A 17828-nucleotide genomic window follows, 5' to 3' on the forward strand; every position below is an offset into this window, starting at 1 on the left:
GCCGTGGACTTAGGCGCGCCGTTGTTGGAGGTTCGTCGGCATAGAAGGCGACGAACATCCAACAAGCCGGGGCCGGTGCGGCCGCCGGCACCCTCAGGGGTGGGTCATGGACAAGACGTCGAGCGCGGCGTCAAGCTGGTCCTCGGTGAGGTCGCCCCGCTCCACATAACCCTGCTCCAGCACGACCTGCTTGATGGTCTTGCGTTCCGTCAAGGCGGTCTTGACAACGCGCGCGGCGTTCTCGTAGCCGATGTAGCGGTTGAGCGGCGTCACGATGGATGGCGAGGACTCGGCGTACTCCCGGCAGCGGTCGATGTTCGCCGTGATGCCGGCAACGAGGCGATCGGCGAAGAGCACGCTGATGTTGGAGAGCAGCCGGATCGACTCCAGCAGGTTGCGGGCGATCACCGGCAGCATGACGTTGAGCTCGAAGTCACCCTGCGAGCCACCGAACGCCACCGTCGCGTCGTTGCCGATCACCTGCGCGACGACCTGGCGCGCGGCCTCGCAGATCACCGGGTTCACCTTGCCCGGCATGATGCTCGACCCCGGCTGAAGGTCCGGCAGCGCGATCTCGCCGAGGCCGGCGCGAGGCCCGGACCCCATCCACCGGATGTCGTTGGCGGCTTTGTAGAGCCCGAGCGCGACGGTACGCAGCTGGCCGGACAGCTCCACGAGCGAGTCCTGGGCACCCTGCGCCTCGAAGTGGTTGCGGGCTTCGGTGAGCGGCAGACCGGTGGCGGCGACGAGTTCCTCGATCACCTTCGCCGCAAAGCCTGGCGGGGTGTTGATGCCGGTGCCCACCGCGGTGCCGCCGAGCGCCAGCTCAGCCACCCTGGGCAGACACGCCTGCACGCGCTCGATGCCGTAACGGATCTGCGCGGCGTAGCCGCCGAACTCCTGGCCGAGGGTGACCGGCGTCGCGTCCATCAGATGCGTACGCCCGGACTTCACCACGGAAGCGAACTCCGCCGCCTTCGCCTCGAACGCCTCCGCCAGATGGGTGAGGGCGGGCAGCAGGTCCTCGACGACGGCGTACGTCGCGGCGATGTGGATCGACGACGGGAACACGTCGTTGCTCGACTGCGAGGCATTGACATGGTCGTTCGGGTGCACCGGCTGGCCGAGCGCCTCGGTGGCGAGCGAGGCGAGAACCTCGTTGGTGTTCATGTTGCTCGACGTGCCCGAGCCGGTCTGGAACACGTCGATCGGGAAGTGGTCGTCGTGGACGCCGGAGGCCACCAGCGCGGCGGCTCCCTGGATCGCCTTCGCGATGTCGGGGTCGAGCACCCCCAGCTCGGCGTTGACCTTGGCCGCGGAACCCTTGATGAGCGCGAGCGCGCGGATGTGGTGGCTTTCCAGCGTGGCGCCGGAGATGGGAAAGTTCTCGACCGCACGCTGGGTCTGCGCGCGCCACTTGGCGTGGACGGGCACGCGGACCTCGCCCATCGTGTCGTGTTCGATGCGGTAATCCTGCTGCTCGACCATGGACCCGACTCTATTCCGCGTCCGACCGTCGGGATGTGGTGAGGTTACCGGTGTGACGAAAGCCTCGCGGTGGCTCACGACCCGGCAGGCGGCCGACCTGCTCGGCGTGAAGCCGGAGACGGTGTACGCCTACGTGAGCCGGGGCGCGCTGACCCGGCAGCGCGGCGAGGACCGGCGTTCGTCCCGGTTCGACCGGATCGAGGTCGAACGCCTGGCGGCCCGCCACCGCCGCGGTGGCCGGGCGGGAGCGCTCGAGGTGGTGATCGACACCGAGCTGACGATGCTCGACCCCGTGGGTGCGCTGTACTACCGGGGCCACGACGCGATCGAGTTGGCGCGTACGACGCACTTCGAGGACGTCGCCGAGCTGCTCTGGGATGTCGCACCGGCAAAGGTTGGACGGCGGCGGCGCGAGGGCGACTGGCAGGCGCGGGCGGCGGCGGTCCGGGTGGCCCGGCAGGCACAGAACGCCCTTCCGGCGTCGGCCCGTCCCATCGACCGGATGCGGGTCATCGTCGCGGCGCTCGCGGCGTGTGATCCACTGCGGGACGACCGCAGACCCGAGGCCGTGGTGGCGGCGACGCGGGGGCTGATCGCCGCGACGGTCGACGCGCTGCCGGAGCGAACGCCGCCGCAGGGGTCGTCGATCGCCTCCCGGCTGTGGTCACGGCTGTCCGACCGCCCGGCGAGACGCGGCGAGATCCGGGCGCTCGACGCCGCGCTGGTCCTGCTGGCCGACCACGAACTCCCCGCCTCGACGCTCGCCGCCCGGGTCGCGGCCTCCGTGTGGGCCGATCCGTACCTCGTCGTGCTGACCGGACTTGCGACGGGGGGAGGGGTTCTGCACGCGGCGAGCGTGACCACGGTGGAGACGCTGGTGCGCGAGGCCGCCGAGGATGGTCCGTCGGGCGTCGCCCAGCTCGTCGGTGACCGACTCCGGGGTGGCGAGCGACTGCCGGGGTTCGGCCACGCCGTCTACACCGGACGCGATCCGCGCGCCGACGCGCTGCTCGACCTGGTGCGACGTGCGGGCCCGAAGAGCGCGGTCGACGCGTCCGTTGCGGAGCTCCTGGCCCTCGCCGGCCGGTACGACGGACCCGCGCCGAACGTCGACTTCGGTCTGGGCACCTACGTTGTCAAGGCTGGGTTGACACCGGGTTCCGGTGAGGCGATCTTCCTGTTGGCGCGCGTCGTGGGGATGATCGCCCACGCGCTGGAGGAGTACCCGCACCGCCTGCGATTCCGGCCGCGTGCGCTGTATACCGGGCCAGCACCGAAGTGATCAGGCCTGCGTGATCATGCCGCAGGCCCGCGAACGCGCGGGCCAGTCCGGCTCCGCCGTCCGCCCCGGCTCCCGCGAACCATGGCAGGGACAACGCCGTACTGGGGGTGCGGCCAACCAGCCGCCATGTCATTCGCACAGCCACGACGAAAGGACCTCCGATGCTTCGGCGTACGACGTTGGTCATGGCGTTCGCTGTTGGCGCGCTCGCGACAGGGCTCGCCGTCACCGTTCCTGACAAGGGCACCCCCTCAACCTGGTCGCCGCACAGGACGGTCAGCTGACGCCCGCCAAGCCCACCACGTTCACTGTTGTCACACCCGGTAAGGCGAAAGCCCCCACGACGAGCCCGGTGACTCCGGTCAAGGTCGGCAGGTTGGTCACCTCCACGCCACGCCCGCGACGCCTGCCAAGGTCGGTCAGTTCAAGACGATCCAGCTGGGAGATCACTCCGACGCAGGCGAGAAGGGCCCGCATCAACCCGAACCTGCTCGGTCAGCTCAAGCAGATCCCCATCACCCGTCAGGTTCCCACGGGCACCTGTGAGATCAGCGGTGGTGGCGGACTCTTCAACAATCCTCATGACTTCGACGTCTCTGGCACCGCGTGGTACCGGACCGTGCCCGGGTCACCCGGCTTCTACGAGTGGTTCCAGTTCGCGTACAAACTCGACGGATTCGGGGTCGGCACCGGCGACCACAGCAACGCGAGCATCCGTATGCACCAAGCGGGAACGCCGAAGTTCGAGAACGTCTCGCCCAATGACCGGCGACTGGGAATGTGGTACTACGTCACACCCACCTCTCCGGTCTACACCAGGACGACCAGTTCGGTGAACCTCGAGTCCACCGGCACCTTCGACCGGTCCAGGCGGGACGACCCCAACTGCACCGCACGCACCGGCCGGCTGTGAGCGACACCAGAAGAAAACCAGTAGACCGAACCGGAGGCGGACAGCGGTCGCCTCCGGTTCGCGTGCGTGGGAAGGGACAATCGTCGGCGGCCGCCTCGACGGGAGTGGCCCAGCTGTCAGCCGGCCAGGGAACCAAGGCCGGGTCCCTCCGCTCAGGCGGAGGCGGGAACGGGCTGTGGGGGCGGCGGGCCCACGTAACGCGCGCCAGGGCGGATGATCTTGCGTTCCCGGGCCTGTTCGAGGATGTGGGCGCACCAGCCGATCACCCGGCTGGACGCGAACGTCGGAGTGAACATCTCCCGCGGAAGCCCACAGTCTTCCATCACGACGCCTGCGTAGAACTCGACATTGGTGTACAGCCCGCGTTCGGGCTTGAGCTCTGCCAGGAGATCGAGCACGCGCGCTTCGACCTCGACCGCGAAATCCACGCGCTGCCCGCCCAACTGGTGTGCGGTGTCACGCAGCAGCCGTGACCGCGGATCCTCCGTGCGATAGACCGCGTGTCCGAATCCCATGATGCGTTCGCCACTTGTGATCTGCTCGCGGAGGTAGGAGTCGATGCGTTCCGGCGTACCGATCGCGTCGAGCAGGTCCAGCGCGCGGCTCGGCGCACCTCCATGCAGCGGACCGGACAGCGCGCCGACCGCACCGACCACACACGCCGCGACGTCGGCGCCGGTGGAGGCGATCACCCGGGCAGTGAACGTCGATGCGTTGAACCCGTGGTCGATGGTCGAGATGAGGTAGCGCTCGATCGCTTGGGCGTGCTGTTCGGAGGGCTCCACGCCGGTGAGCATGAACAGATAGTTCGCGGCGTACGACAGATCATCGCGTGGTGGGACCGGTTCCAGGTCCTTGCCGAGGCGGTGCTGGGCGGCGAGGAGGGTCGGCACCTGGGCGCAGATGCGCAACGCGTCGGCACGGCGGGCGGGTTCGTCCAGGTCCCACAGCGGGCGGAGCCCGTCCGCGGCACCGGACAGCGACAGTGCGGTGCGCAACCCGTCGAGTGGTGCCGGGCGGGTGCGTGCGATGGCCGGCAATGCCGTACGCACGCCGGGAGAAAGGTGCCGCATCGGACGGACCTGGCGGACGAACTCACCGCGTTGCTGGGCGTCCGGCAACTCTCCCTCGAACAACAGGTGCCACACGTCCTCGACGGTGCGCTGCTCGGCCAGGTCGACGGCGGAGTACTGCCGGTAGTGGTAGAAGCCCTCCTGTCCGCGGACGTCGCCGATCGTCGTGTCGGTGACCGCAACCCCGGAAAGGCCAGGTGGTACGACGATCGGTTCGCCGGGCTGGCGCGGCGGACTTCCCGTGGACGGCATCGCGGACCTCCCTCGTGGATACGACAGAGCGTCCGCCCGCGCTCAATACCTTGTCAATGTTGATCGCATCAACGTAATGATGGTCGTGCGCCTGGAGAGCCGGGTCCACGTGACGAGGCTCACGACCGGGCGTCCGTCGCGTGAGCGGCGCTGGCGACGTAGAGGAAGTAGTCGAACCCGCGGCCTTCCCGAATGACCGGCCGGCGGATCTCCTCGCAGTAGTCGAAGGTCTGCTCCAGCCGGTTGCGGAGCGCGGGCGAGCGCGTCGCCGACCAGGTGGCGAGCACTCCGCCCGGTCGCAAGGTGCGCTTGACGGTGGCGAGGAACCCGGACTCGTACACCTCTTCGTTGTCCAGGTGGACGAGGATGTCCGGCCCGTTGTCGATGTCGAGGGCGACGATGTCGATGCTCGCGTCAGCGCGTTGCGGCAGCCAGCGCCGGATGTCCTCGACGTGCGTACGAACCCGAGGGTCGGCGAGGATGCCGTCCGTTGGTGGTATGAGGCCCATGCGGATCCAGGAGACGACGGCCGGCTCGATCTCCACGACGTCGACGCGACCGACCTGTTCATGGGAGAGCAGTTCACGAACCGTGAAGCCGAGGCCGAGCCCTGCGGCGACGACGCGCAGGGAGTCTCTCGCGGGGTGCCGACCGGGCTCTGTGGGGGTTGCCACAGCGCGGAGAGCCGCGCTGGCGAGGAGACGTTCGGTCGTGGTCTCCAGGCTGTCCATGATGAAGATGCCGTTGGTGATCAGCTCCCACACCTCGCCGGCGTGGTCATCATGGCGCCGGCGCAAGACCACGGAACCGCGCGCACTCTCCGCTCGCGCGATCGTCACCGGGCGGTCGTCGGCACTGTCTGGCAGGGGTCCACTGCCGTGCGTTGTTGCTGCCACGAACGTCACCTTAGGAGGCAGGCGTCGGAGCGCCGCGGGCCAGCCTCAGAGGACCCCGGGGGGCGTTCGGCCACATGCGGCCGGTCTTTGTCCGGTCCGATGGTGACGATCTCGGCCGGGCAGGGTTTTGCGTTACCCTCGCTGGTCTCGGAGCGACATGCCCAACTCCTCGGGGGCCGGGAGGCGATCACCATTTCCGAGGGCCGTGGCAGGCCGATCTTCATTCTGGGGTGCCCGCGGTCGGGGACCACGCTGCTCAGCCTGATGCTGCACCGGCATCCGCGGATCGCCATCCCCCCGGAGAACCGGTTCCTGATGCCCGTCTACCTCAAACGGGAGCGCTTCGGCGATCTGGCCGTCGAGGCGAACCGGCGGGCGCTCGCCGAGATGACTGTCACCTCGGAGTGGTTCGGCGATCTGGGTCTCGACCCGAGCACGATCACGGACCGGATCGTCGACGAGGCGTGGACCGTCGGATCCGCTGTCGGGCTGGTGCTCCGCGCCTACTCCGATCGCTTCGGCAAGCTCCGTTGGGGAGACAAGCGACCCTATTACCGGACGGCGATCTGGCTCATCCGGCGGATGTTCCCCAACGCCCAGTTCGTGCACATCATCCGGGACGGGCGCGACTGCGTTGCCTCGATGAAGTCTGTGCCCCCGTGGGATGAGCTCGGATTCAGCGCCCGGGTCCGCGCGTGGACGGAGGCGATCGACCGCGGCAATCGGGCGCGCGACGACCTACCCGCCGACACCTACCACGAGATCCAGTACGAAATGCTGGTCGCCGATCCGGAGAAACACCTGAGCACGCTGTGCGAGTTTCTCGACGAACCGTACGACGAGGCGATGCTCAGCCCGGAGCGGCTCGCGGACACCTTCGTACCAGAGCACCAGACCTGGCACGTCCGGACCCGGCAGGAGGTCTCGACGCGTTCGGTCGGGAGTTTCCGGGACCGGCTGGAGCCATGGCAGCTTCGCGTCTGCGAGGCCGTGATGGGCGAACGCCTGAGGGAGTACGGCTACGAGTTGACCGGGGCAGGGCCACCGGCGCCGGAAGAACTCGAGGACTTCTTCACGTACGCGCGGAAGCAGGCTCGCCGGGTGCGTCGGCGGAGACGGCGGGACCGGACGGTCAGCTACCCCTGGCCGGTGGCGGACATGTCGGTGAGCGAGGCCCAGCTGCACCGCCAGGCATCGGCGTTGAGGAGCGAGGTCGCGAGCCTTGCCAGCCAGCGTGACGATCTGCAGAAGCGGCTCACGAAGGTCACTGAGTCGCGATCATGGCAGTTGACCGCCCCACTCCGCGCGGCGCACCCCAAGCGGCTCACGTCGGCTGCTCGGAACCGACGCCCCCGAGGCAGTGGAGGCAGCACCGGACCGCGGTAGCCCATCCAGCCAGTGGTGATCGGCGACTTCGTGGCACGGGACTCGGCGGAGGTTGCTCCAGGTCGGTCACCGTCGCGCGCATGGCCTAACCTCGACCTTGGCGGTGGCCCTTCGGCGAGGCCGTTGGGGTCCACCAGGGCGACAGGAGCGGCTTGCGATGGCACCTACGGGCGATGCGCGCCAGTGGTTGGCGGGTGGGGTGGGAGACCTCCGCGCGTCCGACGCCGACCGCGAACGTACGGCGGACATGCTGCGCCACGCCGTCGCCGAAGGGCGCCTCGACATCATCGAGCTCGAAGAGCGGCTCGAACGGACATTCGCGGCGAAGACGTACGGCGAACTGGCGCTCGTGACGACCGACCTCCCGGTCGGTGAGCCCGGCGCCGCCGCGACCAGCAGGCGCGCCGGGCGTGGCCGGCAGCGTCCCGCGGTGGCAGGCGTCCCAGGCCCGCTGACCGTGCCCGGTCCGCCCGAGATCACCGCCATCCTGAAGGACGAGAAACTCGGCGGACGTTGGCTGGTCCCGCCGCGGGTCACCATCCGCGCCCTGCTCGGCAAGGTCACCCTGGACTTCACCGACGCGGTGATCCCGCACGAGGTGGTGCTGGACGTGGCGATGGGTCTCGCCCAGCTCACGCTCGTCGTGCCGGACGACATCGCGGTGGAGTTCGAACGAGGTACGCAGGTCATGGTGAGCCGCAAGGACCGAAGTCGTGGACAACCCGCGCCCGGGACCCCGCGCATCCGCGTGCGCGGGCTCGTCGTCGCCGCTGAGCTGCTCGCACGCCCGCCGAAGCGCCGCTGGTTCCGGCGTTGACGCGGCGCCCGCGCAAACCGCCCGAGCGCGGGGTGGTTGACGCCCTGCCGCCGTTGGCTCAGGTGGCGCGTTCGAAGTCGATTGAAGCGTACGCCCGGAGCTTGCCCAGCGCGTGTTCGGAGATGATCGAGCGGATCGTGCCGCTGCGGGATCGCATCACCAGCGAGTGCGTGGCCGCGCCGTCGCCTCGGTACCGGACACCCCGGAGCAGTTCGCCGTCGGTGATCCCCGTCGCCACGAAGAACACATCGTCGCCCTGGACCAGATCATCGGTCGTGAGTACCCGTCCGATGTCGTGACCTGCGTCGATGGCCCTCTGGCGTTCGGCGTCGTCGCGTGGCCACAGCCGACCCTGGATCATGCCGCCGACGCACTTCATCGCGCACGCGGCGATGATCCCTTCTGGCGTACCACCGATCCCGACCAGGAGGTCGACGCCGGTGTCGGGCCGGGCCGCGGTGATCGCCCCCGCCACGTCGCCGTCGGTGATGAACTTGATCCGCGCCCCGGTCTCCCGGATCTCGCGTACGAGCTGCTCGTGCCGGGGGCGGTCGAGGATCACGACCGTCACGTCGTCCGGTTCGGCACGTTTGGCCCGCGCGACCCGCCGGATGTTCTCGGCCACCGGCGCGGTGATGTCGATGGCGTCGGCGGCCTCGGGCCCGGTGACGAGCTTCTCCATGTAGAAGACGGCGGACGGGTCGTACATCGCGCCGCGGGGAGCGACGGCGAGCACCGACACGGCGTTGCTCATGCCCTTGGCGGTGAGTGTCGTGCCGTCGATCGGGTCCACCGCGACGTCGCAGTCGGGGCCGTCGCCGGAACCGACCTGCTCGCCGTTGTAGAGCATCGGCGCGTTGTCCTTTTCACCTTCGCCGATGACGACCGTGCCGTTCATGCTCACCGAGGCGATGAGGGTACGCATGGCGTTGACGGCTGCCTGGTCGGCGCCGTTCTTCTCGCCCCGCCCCACCCAGCGTCCGGCGGCCATCGCAGCGGCCTCGGTCACCCGGACCAGTTCGAGGGCGAGGTTGCGGTCCGGTGCGTCGGCTTCGGTCCGCAGCGGGGGTGGAACGACGTCTTCCAGAGTCGGGTCCGACATCTCACATGCCCCCTGCGTGTTTGTCCTGCTCAGTCGTTGCTGCCCGGTCGTCGAGCCCGGTCGTCGAGCCCGGTCGTCGTGCTCAGTCGTCGTGCTCGGTCGTCGAGCTCAGTCGTCGTGCTCAGTTGTCGCTGTCGAGGTCCTCGGCATCGTCTGCCGGTGTGCCCGTCTGGGCAGCCGCCAACCGGGCGCGCGCACCGTCAAGCCAGCCTTGACAACTGGTCGCGAGCTCCTCGCCCCGCTCCCACAGCCGGAGGGACTCCTCCAGGGTGGTCCCGCCTGTCTCGAGTTGGCGTACGACCTCGATGAGTTCGTCGCGCGCCTGTTCGTAGGACAGGGCCGTGGGGGGTTGGGTCGACTCGCTCACGACTCGAACCCTATCCTCTGCGTCCTTCACCTGAGGGTTTCCCACGATCGCGTACTTCCACGCCGAACCGGCCGGCCGCGACCCTGGCGTCGAGCGGCTCGCCGACGGAGACCTGGTCCGGGTCTCGCACCACCGCGCCGTCAGACTTCTGCAGGACGGCGTAGCCGCGTTCCAGGGTCGCCTTGGGGGAGAGTGCGCGAACCCGGGCAAGCTGGTGGCTGAGGTTGTCCTGTGCCCGGTCGAGCAACTGGACCGTGCACCGCCGGGAGCGGTCGCGAAGCGCCTGGATCTCGTCCTCCCGGCGGCCGATGTCGTGGCCTGGATCACGCAACGCCGAGCGGGTACGCAGGCTGTGCAGGAACGCCTGCTCCCGGTCGAGGCGGTGCTCGACAATCTGCCGTGCCCGCGCCTGCAGGTCCCGGATCCGGGCGGCCTCCTCGCTCACCGCGGGCACGATCCGGCGGGCGGCATCGGTCGGCGTCGACGCACGAACGTCGGCCACGAGGTCGGACAGCGGCGTGTCCTGCTCGTGCCCGATCGCGCTCACGACCGGCGTACGACACAGGGCGACCGCCCGGATCAGGCCCTCGTCGGAGAACGGCAGCAGGTCCTCGACGGACCCGCCGCCGCGGGCCAGGACGATCACATCGACCTGGGAGTCGGTGTCGAGCCGGCGCAACGCCTCGATCACCTGGCCGGCCGCCTGGTTGCCCTGGACGGCGACGTTCTCGATCCGGAACTCCGCGGCCGGCCACCGGCGCCGGGTGTTCTCCAGGACGTCGTGTTCGGCAGCGGAGCCCCGCCCGCAGATCAGGCCGATCCGGCCCGGCAGGAAGGGCAGCCGGCGCTTGCGTTCCGGTGCGAACAGGCCTTCGGCGGCGAGCAGGCGCTTCAGGCGTTCGAGCCGGGCGAGCAGTTCGCCCAACCCCACCGGCCGGATGTCGGAAGCGGCGAGAGAGAGGGTGCCGCGCGGAATGTAGTAGGCCGGCCTGGCGTGGACGACTACCCGCGCCCCCTCGGTCACCGGCGGGTCGACCACGTCGAACACCACCCGGGGACAGGTCACCTGGACGGAGATGTCGGCCGCCGGGTCGCGGAGAGTGAGGAAGACCGTCGATGTGCCCGGCCGGCGGGACAGTTGCGCGACCTGGCCCTCGACCCACACCGCACCGAGCCGCCCGATCCACTGGCCGATGAGGTTGGCGATCTGGCGGACCGGAGCGGGTTGCTCAGCTGAGGTCTGGAGGGCCATGTCCGCTCAGCGTAGTGTCGCGGCCCATGACCGCTCTGTCCCTCCTGCCACAGCCGCGACCCGTGACTTCGTGACGATCGCCACACGTCGGCGGCCACTCGTCGTACGGCCGGTGGCCGAGCCAGGTCCGGCACCTACGATGAAGGGCATGACGTCGACCGAGCGCCGTGTCCTGCTCGCCGCCCCCCGTGGCTACTGCGCCGGGGTCGACCGGGCGGTGATCACGGTCGAGAAGGCCCTCGAGCACTATGGCCCGCCGATCTACGTACGCAAGCAGATCGTCCACAACAAGCATGTCGTCGACACCCTGGAGGCGCGCGGCGCGATCTTCGTCGAGGAGTTGGACGAGGTCCCCGAAGGCGCGACCGTGGTCTTCTCCGCACACGGCGTCGCGCCGTCCGTCCACACCGAGGCGCGGGACCGGTCCCTCAAGAGCATCGACGCCACCTGCCCGCTCGTCACGAAGGTGCACCAGGAGGCCAAGCGCTTCGCCGGCGACGGCCGCGACATCCTGCTGATCGGGCATGCCGGGCACGAGGAGGTCGAGGGAACCGCCGGTGAGGCGCCCGACCACATCCAACTGGTCGAAGGACCGGACGATGTCGACCGGATCGAGGTTCGCGACCCGTCGCGGGTCTCCTGGCTGTCGCAGACCACGCTGTCGGTCGACGAGACGATGCAGACGGTCGAACGGCTCCGCGAGAAGTTCCCTCAGCTGATGGACCCGCCGAGCGACGACATCTGCTACGCCACGCAGAACCGCCAACAGGCGGTGAAGGAGATCGCGCACGCGGCCGACCTGATGATCGTCGTGGGCTCGGCCAATTCCTCGAACTCCGTACGCCTGGTCGAGGTGGCTCTCGAAGCCGGAGCCCGCGCGGCCTACCGCGTCGACAATGCGTCCGAGGTCGACGAAGCCTGGCTCGACGGGGTCGCCGTCGTCGGCGTGACCAGCGGTGCGTCCGTGCCGGACTCGCTCGTGAAGGGCGTCCTCGACCTGCTGCGGGAGCGCGGCTTCCCGGCGGCCGAAGAGGTCAGAACGGCGGACGAGAGCCTGATCTTCGCGCTGCCACCTGAGCTGCGGAGGGACCTGCGAAACTCCCCTCCGCGCTGAGGTCGGAGGACCCGGAACGCGCGACGGCCACCCGCAGGGCGATGGTGCCGAGGGTGAGCGACGACGCCGCGACCAGCGTCCACGACTCGGTAGCCAGGCCGGAGAGCACCGCGACGACCGGCGATGACGTGCCGCCCAGCCGCTCCGGTGACGTGACACCGATCCCTGCGAATGTGGCAAGTGCGGCCAACGGGGGCAGGACGCCGGCGGTGAAGATGTCGGACCGCCGGATCCCAGCGGCCACCCCGAACGACGTGAGGACGAAGCCCAGGCTGAACAGCACGCCGAGGTGGCCGGTGAGGTACAGGTCCAGGAACGCTGCTCCGAGCCCGCCGAGGATGGCGACCGGCACCGCGAGGAAGGCCGGGAGACCCACCGGCCGGGTACGGCGTACCCGGTGACCGGACCGCTTGGCGCGTCCCGAGCGGGCCGAGCGGGCCGTGCCTGGGGTGCTCGAGCCGGCCGAACGCGCCGCCTGTCCGCCGGTGAAGCGGACGTCGAGACCACGGGCGGCGGACTCCCGCTCGTCACCGAGGTCGGTGAGCGCGATGGGTTCGCTCGGACCGGTGGACAGGTCCGCCCCGAGTTCGACCATCGGGCTGGACATCGGGCGGCCGAGTGCGGTGGCGGTCAGGTCCCTGCCCGCCGCCCGTCGACGCGGCCGGAGGTCATCGGGATAGCCGTCGAGGTCCGGCGTGGATGCGGCGTGCCTGTCGGCCTCGGCATGTGCGTGGGCCTGCCAGGTGGCTGCGGCGGGTGTGGGGGTTCGGGCCGAGCGGGTGCGCGTGCCGGACGGATTGTCCGCCGGCAGCAGGAGATCGTGTTCGTCCGCGCCGGGTTCCGCGGTCAGGTGGACCGGAGGCAGCATCACCATGGGTTCGGTGACAGGGCCCACGAGGTCGTCACTTCCCAGGTCGGTGTCCGGATCCTCGCGGCGGTGGCTGCGTCGCCGCCCGCCGCTGTCGGAGCGGGGATCACCGAGGAGTTCGGGATCGTGGTGGTGGCCGGTAGAGGGGTTTCCGCCATCGCCACCCCACTGCGGCCGACCGTCGTCAGCGGGACGCCGGCCGGTGTCGCGAAGTGCGTGGAAGCCGGTGGTGACCTCGCTGGCGGCGGTGGACTCCGGCAGGACGTCCGAGACGTGGCCGCCGCCGGAACCGGTACGGCTCCAGCCGTGGTCGGGAAGCGGGCCAGTGAGCGGCTGACTCTCCGGGGACGTCGACAGATCGTCGAACAACTCGGGGGAGTAGCCGGACGAGGCGTACCGGTCGAGGGGTGCCGCAGCGCCCCACGGAGTATCGAACTGGCCAGCCCGGTAGTCCGGCTCGCCCCCGGGGTAGTGCGGCTCGCCCCCGGGGTAGTGCGGCTGGCGACTCGGGTAGTCAAAGAGGCTCGGGCTGACGTCCAGCGCTTCTTGGCTGCCCGCCTCGTTTCCGGACGGATCCCATCGCCCCCCGCTGTCGCCGGCTGGTGGGTTCGGCTGCGGTACGGAAGGCAGGTGGGGGAACGGCTGGTCGAAGGTGGGCTCCACACGTCGCCGCCGGCCACCGCTCGGATGCTCACGCGGCATTTCGTACGGCGCGGGCTCCTCGTACGGCGGACCGGAGTCGTACCGGTCAGCGAACCCGAAGGACGCCGCGCCCTCATAGGAGGCTGGCCCTCCGTACGGCGGGTCCTCCGATGGCGTCGGGGACCCGTCACGCGCGGCCGGCGGCTCGTACGAGCCGGCGATCGCCTCGCCTCTGGCCGTCGGTGCTGAGTACCAGTCCTGGTGGCGCTCGAACCACCGGGCGGGTGACTCGTACGACGAGCCAGGATCGTCGTACTGGTTCGCCGGAGCAGCGTAGTGCTCGCCCGGTGAGGCGAAGTGATCCCCGCCGGCCGGGCCGAACCGCTCGCTGTCAGGCGCCTCGTCCCTTCGGGCGGATGGTGCGTGCGGTGGGGCCTCCGACCCGTAGGTCAGCGGGGGCGGGAACGCGTCGTCGGCTCCGTCGAGGGCATCGGGTGACGCTGTCCACGGCGTGCCTGCGGGCTGGTCGGAAGGTGACGGTTCCGGCGCAGAGAACACGCGTGCCCGCCGGCCACCTCGCCGTGGTGGCCACTGGTGGTCGCGGTGGTCTGAACCGAACGCGACCCGCCGGCCACTGCCCGTCGACCACCCGTGCGCACCGTCCCGCCCGGAGGTGTCGTAAGCCGACGTATCGTCACTCGACGTGTCGAGGGCAGAGGTGTCATAGGCAGACGTGTCGTACGCAGAGGTGTCGGGGCCGGGACCCTCGGTAAGCGCCGCCGGGTCCACCCGATGACCATCTGTAGCCCGTCGGCGACCAATTGTGTGCGGACTTGGAGGAGTGTAGGCAGAAGGGGGCGAACCATCCCATCTGGAATCCGACACCCCAGCACGATATTGCTCTGAGCTATGCCACGTCACCCGCCTGGGGCTACTAGCTGGTACCAAATGCGGGCTCTATGGGGACATACGGCCCCCACCTGACTACGTAACGTGTCCGACTCGCCTCATGGTGCGAGACTCGGCCGCGGACTCCACCAGTTCGGCGGCCGCCAGTGGCCGCACGGCCTGCTCGACCGGAGCGGGACTCGCGAGCTCCTCGCTGGTCACCTTGAGCTCGTGAAGGCGCCGCGCCGAGACGAGCACCCGGGTCTCGAGGGATCCGACTGCTTCGTTGTAGGAGCCGACCGCTCCCGCCAGCGAACGGCCGAGCCGGTCGAGGTGTCGGCCCATCCGTCCGAGACGTTGATAGAGCTCTCGCCCGAGTTCGAACACCTCGCGGGCGTTGTGGGTGAGGGCCTGCTCGGTCCATGCGTAGGCCACCGTGCGCAGCAGGGCGATCAGCGTGCTCGGCGTGGCGAGGATGACCCGTCGCTCGGCGGCGTACTCCAACAGCCTCGGGTCTGCTTCGAGGGCATGAGAGAGGAACGCCTCGCCCGGCATGAACAGCACCACGAACTCCGGTGTCGCCGGGAGCCGCCGCCAATACGCCTTGCCGGCGAGCGCGTCGACGTGGGTACGCACCTGCCGCGCGTGGGCGTCGAGCCGGCTGGCGCGGGTGGCGTCGTCACTCGCCTCCGCCGCGTCGAGAAACGCCTCCAGCGGCACCTTGGCGTCGACGACGACGTGCTTGCCACCGGCGAGGTGGACGACCAGGTCAGGTCGCTGCACACCGTCGACCTCGCCGTCGGTCGTGGTGGCGGTGTGCTGGAAGCTGACGTCGCAGTGGTCGACCAGCCCGGCCAGCTCCGCCGCGCGGGCCAGGTGCAGCTCGCCCCACCGGCCCCTCACCTGGGGCTTGCGGAGAGCGGTCGCGAGCGCGCCGGTCTCCTTGCGGAGGGCCTCGCCGGTCAGGCGTACGGCGTCGATCTGCTCGCGCAGGGTCGACTGCAACGCGACGCGGGACTCCTCCAACTCGCGCAGCCTCGCGTCGAACCGGTCGAGGCTCTCCTTGACCGGACCCACCGCCGTGGCGGTCGCCGACTCCGCGGCCCGCATCCGCGCGTCGGTGAGGTCGAGGAGCTGCCGGCTGGACTGCGCCATCGCGTCGGCCGAGACGGACCTGAAGTGTTCGGCAAGCGTGCGCCGGTCGGCCGTCAGCTCGCCGAGCCGGCCCTCGGCGGCGTCGCGCTCGGCGGCGGTGCGGGCGAGAGTCTCGCCGACCCGCACCCGGACCAGCAGAGCGCCCAGCGCCGCGCCGACGAGCAGGCCGACGGCGAACGCGAGGCTGATGACGATGAGAGAAGGCGCGCCGTTCATGAGATCCACTCTGTCGGGTCGCACCGACAACTCCGGATCGCCACGCCCAACGCAGGTTCTTCCACTCGTGATCGCTCCTGTACGTCGGACAATGACCACGCTGGGCGGGCCGGTGGGAGCGGGCACAGGGGTGCATGCCTGGCTGGGCTGTCTCAGACCTGCCCAACGTGGTCATTCCAGCGGCATCGCACTCCCGGGCCTGACCAAGCCGTTCTGTCGCCCACTGCGTAGGCTTGTGCGCTGTGGCTTTGTCGATCGGGATCGTCGGGCTCCCCAATGCGGGGAAGTCGACACTCTTCAATGCGCTGACCGCCAATGACGTCCTCGCGGCGAACTATCCGTTCGCGACGCTGGAGCCCAACGTCGGCGTCGTCGGCGTACCCGATCCGCGGCTCGAGGTTCTGGGGCGGATCTTCGACTCGGCCAAGGTTGTCCCGGCGACGGTGCAGTTCGTCGACATCGCCGGGCTCGTCCGCGGCGCGTCGGAAGGTGAAGGCCTGGGCAACCAGTTCCTGGCCCACATCCGTGAGACCGACGCGATCTGCCAGGTGACGCGGACGTTCCGCGATCCCAACGTCGTGCACGTCGACGGGGAGGTCTCGCCGTCCGGCGACATCGGCACCATCACGACTGAGCTGATCCTCGCCGACCTGCAGACGATCGAGAAAGCCCTGCCCCGGTTGGAGAAGGAAGCCCGCCTGAAGAAGGAGCTCGCCGAACGCGTCGATGTCGTACGCCAGGCAAAGGAGGCGCTCGAGAAGGGCGTCACCGCCTATGCGGCGGGCCTCGACCTGGTGGCCCTGCGCGAGCTGAACCTGCTGACGGCCAAGCCGTTCCTCTACGTCTTCAACTGCGACGAGGACGAGCTCGCGGATTCAGCCGTACGCACGGAGTTGTCCGCCCTCGTCGCTCCCGCTCAGGCGATCTTTCTCGACGCCAAGATCGAGGCGGAGCTGCTGGAGCTGCCACCCGACGAGGCGCTGGAGCTGCTGCAGTCGACCGGGCAGGACGAGTCCGGCCTGAAGATGCTGGCGAAGGTGGGCTTTGAAACCCTTGGCCTGCAGACGTTCCTGACGGCCGGGCCGAAGGAGGCGCGGGCGTGGACGATCCGCCGCGGAGCCACGGCGCCGGAAGCCGCGGGAGCGATCCACACCGACTTCCAGAAGGGCTTCATCAAGGCCGAGATCGTGTCGTACGAGGATCTGGTGGCGGCCGGGTCGATGGCCGAGGCGAAGGCACGCGGGCAGGTACGCCTGGAAGGTAAGGACTACGTGATGGCCGACGGCGACGTGGTGGAGTTCAAGTTCAACGTGTGACCGGAGGCGCTCATGCTTCACGCAGTGAGCGGCGTGATGGCGTCGATCTCGGCCCGATGCCGATCTTTCTCGATCTCGATGTCGTAGTCGGCCTGGACGTTCAGCCAGTACCGCTCGCTGAGCCCAAGTGCCTTGGACATGCGTACTGCGGTCTCGGGTGAGATCCGGCGCTTGCCGTGCACGATCTCGTTGATCCGGCGCGGTGAGACTCCGATCGCCTGGGCTAGGCGGTACTGCGAGATGCCCAGCGGGACCAGGAACTCTTCGAGCAGGATCTCGCCGGGGGTGATCGGTTCATGTGCCTTGGTCATTCGCGCCTCCCATCAGTGGTAGTCGACCAGCTCCACAGCAACCGGCCCGGCCGCCGTCCAAGTGAAACAGATTCGGAACTGGTCGTTGACCCGGATCGAGTACTGCCCAGCCCGATCGCCGCGAAGTTTCTCGAGCCGATTGCCAGGCGGAACACGTAGGTCGTCGAGGCGATCTGCGGCGTTCAGCTGTCGCAACTTCCGGTGGGCCGACCGTTGTACATCCAGTCCGATGCGAGCCACTCGTTCGCGGATCCACACCTTTCTTGTCGTGTTGTCCGCGAACGACTGGATCACGACACCCATGATAACGCCATACGATATTAACGCCAAACGTTATGGGACGTGTGCTCAGCCATGCGTTGATCACCCGCGGATTCCGGTGGAGTTATGTTTCCAGACTTGGACGAAGCGTTCCGGAAGAAAGAAGCGATCAACGAGACAGGGACATGGGCATGAACCGCAGGGCCGTTGACCTTTTCAGGTGTCCGCT

16 protein-coding genes are annotated in these 17828 nt (G+C 69.2%); 6 read left to right on the plus strand and 10 right to left on the minus strand.

Annotation, left to right across the window (positions count from 1 at the left end; all coding sequences use genetic code 11):
* Nucleotides 1-93: 93 nt before the first annotated feature.
* Nucleotides 94-1488: a class II fumarate hydratase gene (locus ABN034_RS05580; RefSeq protein ID WP_349689897.1), complete on the minus strand. Its 1395-nt coding sequence runs from the start codon at nucleotides 1486-1488 to the stop codon at nucleotides 94-96.
* A 52-nt stretch (nucleotides 1489-1540) separates the two neighbouring features.
* Here ABN034_RS05580 and ABN034_RS05585 point away from each other — a divergent pair, with 52 nt between their 5' ends.
* Nucleotides 1541-2770, plus strand: a complete 1230-nt coding sequence (locus ABN034_RS05585; RefSeq protein WP_349689898.1) for a citrate synthase — start codon at nucleotides 1541-1543, stop codon at nucleotides 2768-2770.
* A gap of 352 nt (nucleotides 2771-3122) precedes the next feature.
* The gene (locus tag ABN034_RS05590; protein WP_349689899.1) at nucleotides 3123-3683 is read left to right on the plus strand and encodes a hypothetical protein; all 561 of its coding nucleotides are present in this window, start codon (nucleotides 3123-3125) and stop codon (nucleotides 3681-3683) included.
* A gap of 152 nt (nucleotides 3684-3835) precedes the next feature.
* Here ABN034_RS05590 and ABN034_RS05595 read toward each other — a convergent pair whose 3' ends face one another.
* Together ABN034_RS05595 and ABN034_RS05600 are read right to left on the minus strand one after the other, a co-directional pair.
* Nucleotides 3836-5008 carry a citrate synthase gene (locus tag ABN034_RS05595; protein WP_349689900.1) on the minus strand — a complete coding sequence of 391 codons (1173 nt, stop codon included), beginning with the start codon at nucleotides 5006-5008 and terminating at the stop codon, nucleotides 3836-3838.
* Nucleotides 5009-5127: 119 nt separating this feature from the next.
* Nucleotides 5128-5904 (minus strand): spermidine synthase, encoded by a 777-nt coding sequence (locus ABN034_RS05600; protein WP_349689901.1) that lies wholly within the window; start codon nucleotides 5902-5904, stop codon nucleotides 5128-5130.
* 99 nt (nucleotides 5905-6003) lie between these two features.
* On the opposite strand from ABN034_RS05600, the gene ABN034_RS05605 reads away from it, so the two are divergent.
* Nucleotides 6004-7290 carry a sulfotransferase family protein gene (locus tag ABN034_RS05605; protein WP_349689902.1) on the plus strand — a complete coding sequence of 429 codons (1287 nt, stop codon included), beginning with the start codon at nucleotides 6004-6006 and terminating at the stop codon, nucleotides 7288-7290.
* Between the two features lie 157 nt (nucleotides 7291-7447).
* A complete protein-coding gene (locus ABN034_RS05610; protein WP_349689903.1) occupies nucleotides 7448-8107 on the plus strand; it encodes a DUF1707 SHOCT-like domain-containing protein in 660 nt (219 codons plus the stop codon).
* 58 nt (nucleotides 8108-8165) lie between these two features.
* Here ABN034_RS05610 and glpX read toward each other — a convergent pair whose 3' ends face one another.
* The 3 genes from glpX to xseA all read right to left on the minus strand — a co-directional run bounded on the left by glpX (nucleotide 8166) and on the right by xseA (nucleotide 10828).
* Nucleotides 8166-9209: a class II fructose-bisphosphatase gene (gene glpX / locus ABN034_RS05615; protein ID WP_349331950.1), complete on the minus strand. Its 1044-nt coding sequence runs from the start codon at nucleotides 9207-9209 to the stop codon at nucleotides 8166-8168.
* Between the two features lie 121 nt (nucleotides 9210-9330).
* Nucleotides 9331-9576 (minus strand): exodeoxyribonuclease VII small subunit, encoded by a 246-nt coding sequence (locus ABN034_RS05620; RefSeq protein ID WP_349689904.1) that lies wholly within the window; start codon nucleotides 9574-9576, stop codon nucleotides 9331-9333.
* A 10-nt stretch (nucleotides 9577-9586) separates the two neighbouring features.
* Entirely contained in the window at nucleotides 9587-10828 is a 1242-nt protein-coding gene (gene xseA / locus ABN034_RS05625; RefSeq protein ID WP_349689905.1) for an exodeoxyribonuclease VII large subunit, read from the minus strand.
* A gap of 139 nt (nucleotides 10829-10967) precedes the next feature.
* Between xseA and ABN034_RS05630 the strand changes: the two genes are divergently transcribed.
* A complete protein-coding gene (locus tag ABN034_RS05630; protein WP_349690056.1) occupies nucleotides 10968-11942 on the plus strand; it encodes a 4-hydroxy-3-methylbut-2-enyl diphosphate reductase in 975 nt (324 codons plus the stop codon).
* On the opposite strand, the gene ABN034_RS05635 is transcribed toward ABN034_RS05630, so the two are convergent.
* Entirely contained in the window at nucleotides 11863-14241 is a 2379-nt protein-coding gene (locus tag ABN034_RS05635) for a DUF6542 domain-containing protein (protein WP_349689906.1), read from the minus strand. The genes ABN034_RS05630 and ABN034_RS05635 overlap by 80 nt on opposite strands.
* 195 nt (nucleotides 14242-14436) lie before the next feature.
* Complete coding sequence (locus ABN034_RS05640) at nucleotides 14437-15711, minus strand: DNA recombination protein RmuC (RefSeq protein WP_349689907.1); 1275 nt, start codon at nucleotides 15709-15711, stop codon at nucleotides 14437-14439.
* Between the two features lie 242 nt (nucleotides 15712-15953).
* Between ABN034_RS05640 and ychF the strand changes: the two genes are divergently transcribed.
* A complete protein-coding gene (ychF, locus tag ABN034_RS05645; protein ID WP_349689908.1) occupies nucleotides 15954-17027 on the plus strand; it encodes a redox-regulated ATPase YchF in 1074 nt (357 codons plus the stop codon).
* 17 nt (nucleotides 17028-17044) lie between these two features.
* On the opposite strand, the gene ABN034_RS05650 is transcribed toward ychF, so the two are convergent.
* The gene (locus tag ABN034_RS05650) at nucleotides 17045-17338 is read right to left on the minus strand and encodes a HigA family addiction module antitoxin (protein WP_349689909.1); all 294 of its coding nucleotides are present in this window, start codon (nucleotides 17336-17338) and stop codon (nucleotides 17045-17047) included.
* A gap of 12 nt (nucleotides 17339-17350) precedes the next feature.
* Complete coding sequence (locus ABN034_RS05655) at nucleotides 17351-17641, minus strand: type II toxin-antitoxin system RelE/ParE family toxin (protein ID WP_349689910.1); 291 nt, start codon at nucleotides 17639-17641, stop codon at nucleotides 17351-17353.
* Nucleotides 17642-17828 lie beyond the last annotated feature (187 nt).

It is taken from the genome of Actinopolymorpha sp. B11F2, assembly GCF_040195635.1.
Lineage (GTDB): Bacteria > Actinomycetota > Actinomycetes > Propionibacteriales > Actinopolymorphaceae > Thermasporomyces.

Coding starts and splice junctions, on each gene's coding strand:
- ABN034_RS05630 (WP_349690056.1), top strand. CDS start 10,968: ATGAAGGGCATGACGTCGACCGAGCGCCGTGTCCTGCTCGCCGCCCCC.
- ABN034_RS05650 (WP_349689909.1), bottom strand. CDS start 17,338: ATGACCAAGGCACATGAACCGATCACCCCCGGCGAGATCCTGCTCGAA.
- glpX (WP_349331950.1), bottom strand. CDS start 9,209: ATGTCGGACCCGACTCTGGAAGACGTCGTTCCACCCCCGCTGCGGACC.
- ABN034_RS05655 (WP_349689910.1), bottom strand. CDS start 17,641: ATGGGTGTCGTGATCCAGTCGTTCGCGGACAACACGACAAGAAAGGTG.
- ABN034_RS05640 (WP_349689907.1), bottom strand. CDS start 15,711: ATGAACGGCGCGCCTTCTCTCATCGTCATCAGCCTCGCGTTCGCCGTC.
- ABN034_RS05610 (WP_349689903.1), top strand. CDS start 7,448: ATGGCACCTACGGGCGATGCGCGCCAGTGGTTGGCGGGTGGGGTGGGA.
- ABN034_RS05580 (WP_349689897.1), bottom strand. CDS start 1,488: ATGGTCGAGCAGCAGGATTACCGCATCGAACACGACACGATGGGCGAG.
- ABN034_RS05605 (WP_349689902.1), top strand. CDS start 6,004: ATGGTGACGATCTCGGCCGGGCAGGGTTTTGCGTTACCCTCGCTGGTC.
- xseA (WP_349689905.1), bottom strand. CDS start 10,828: ATGGCCCTCCAGACCTCAGCTGAGCAACCCGCTCCGGTCCGCCAGATC.
- ABN034_RS05595 (WP_349689900.1), bottom strand. CDS start 5,008: ATGCCGTCCACGGGAAGTCCGCCGCGCCAGCCCGGCGAACCGATCGTC.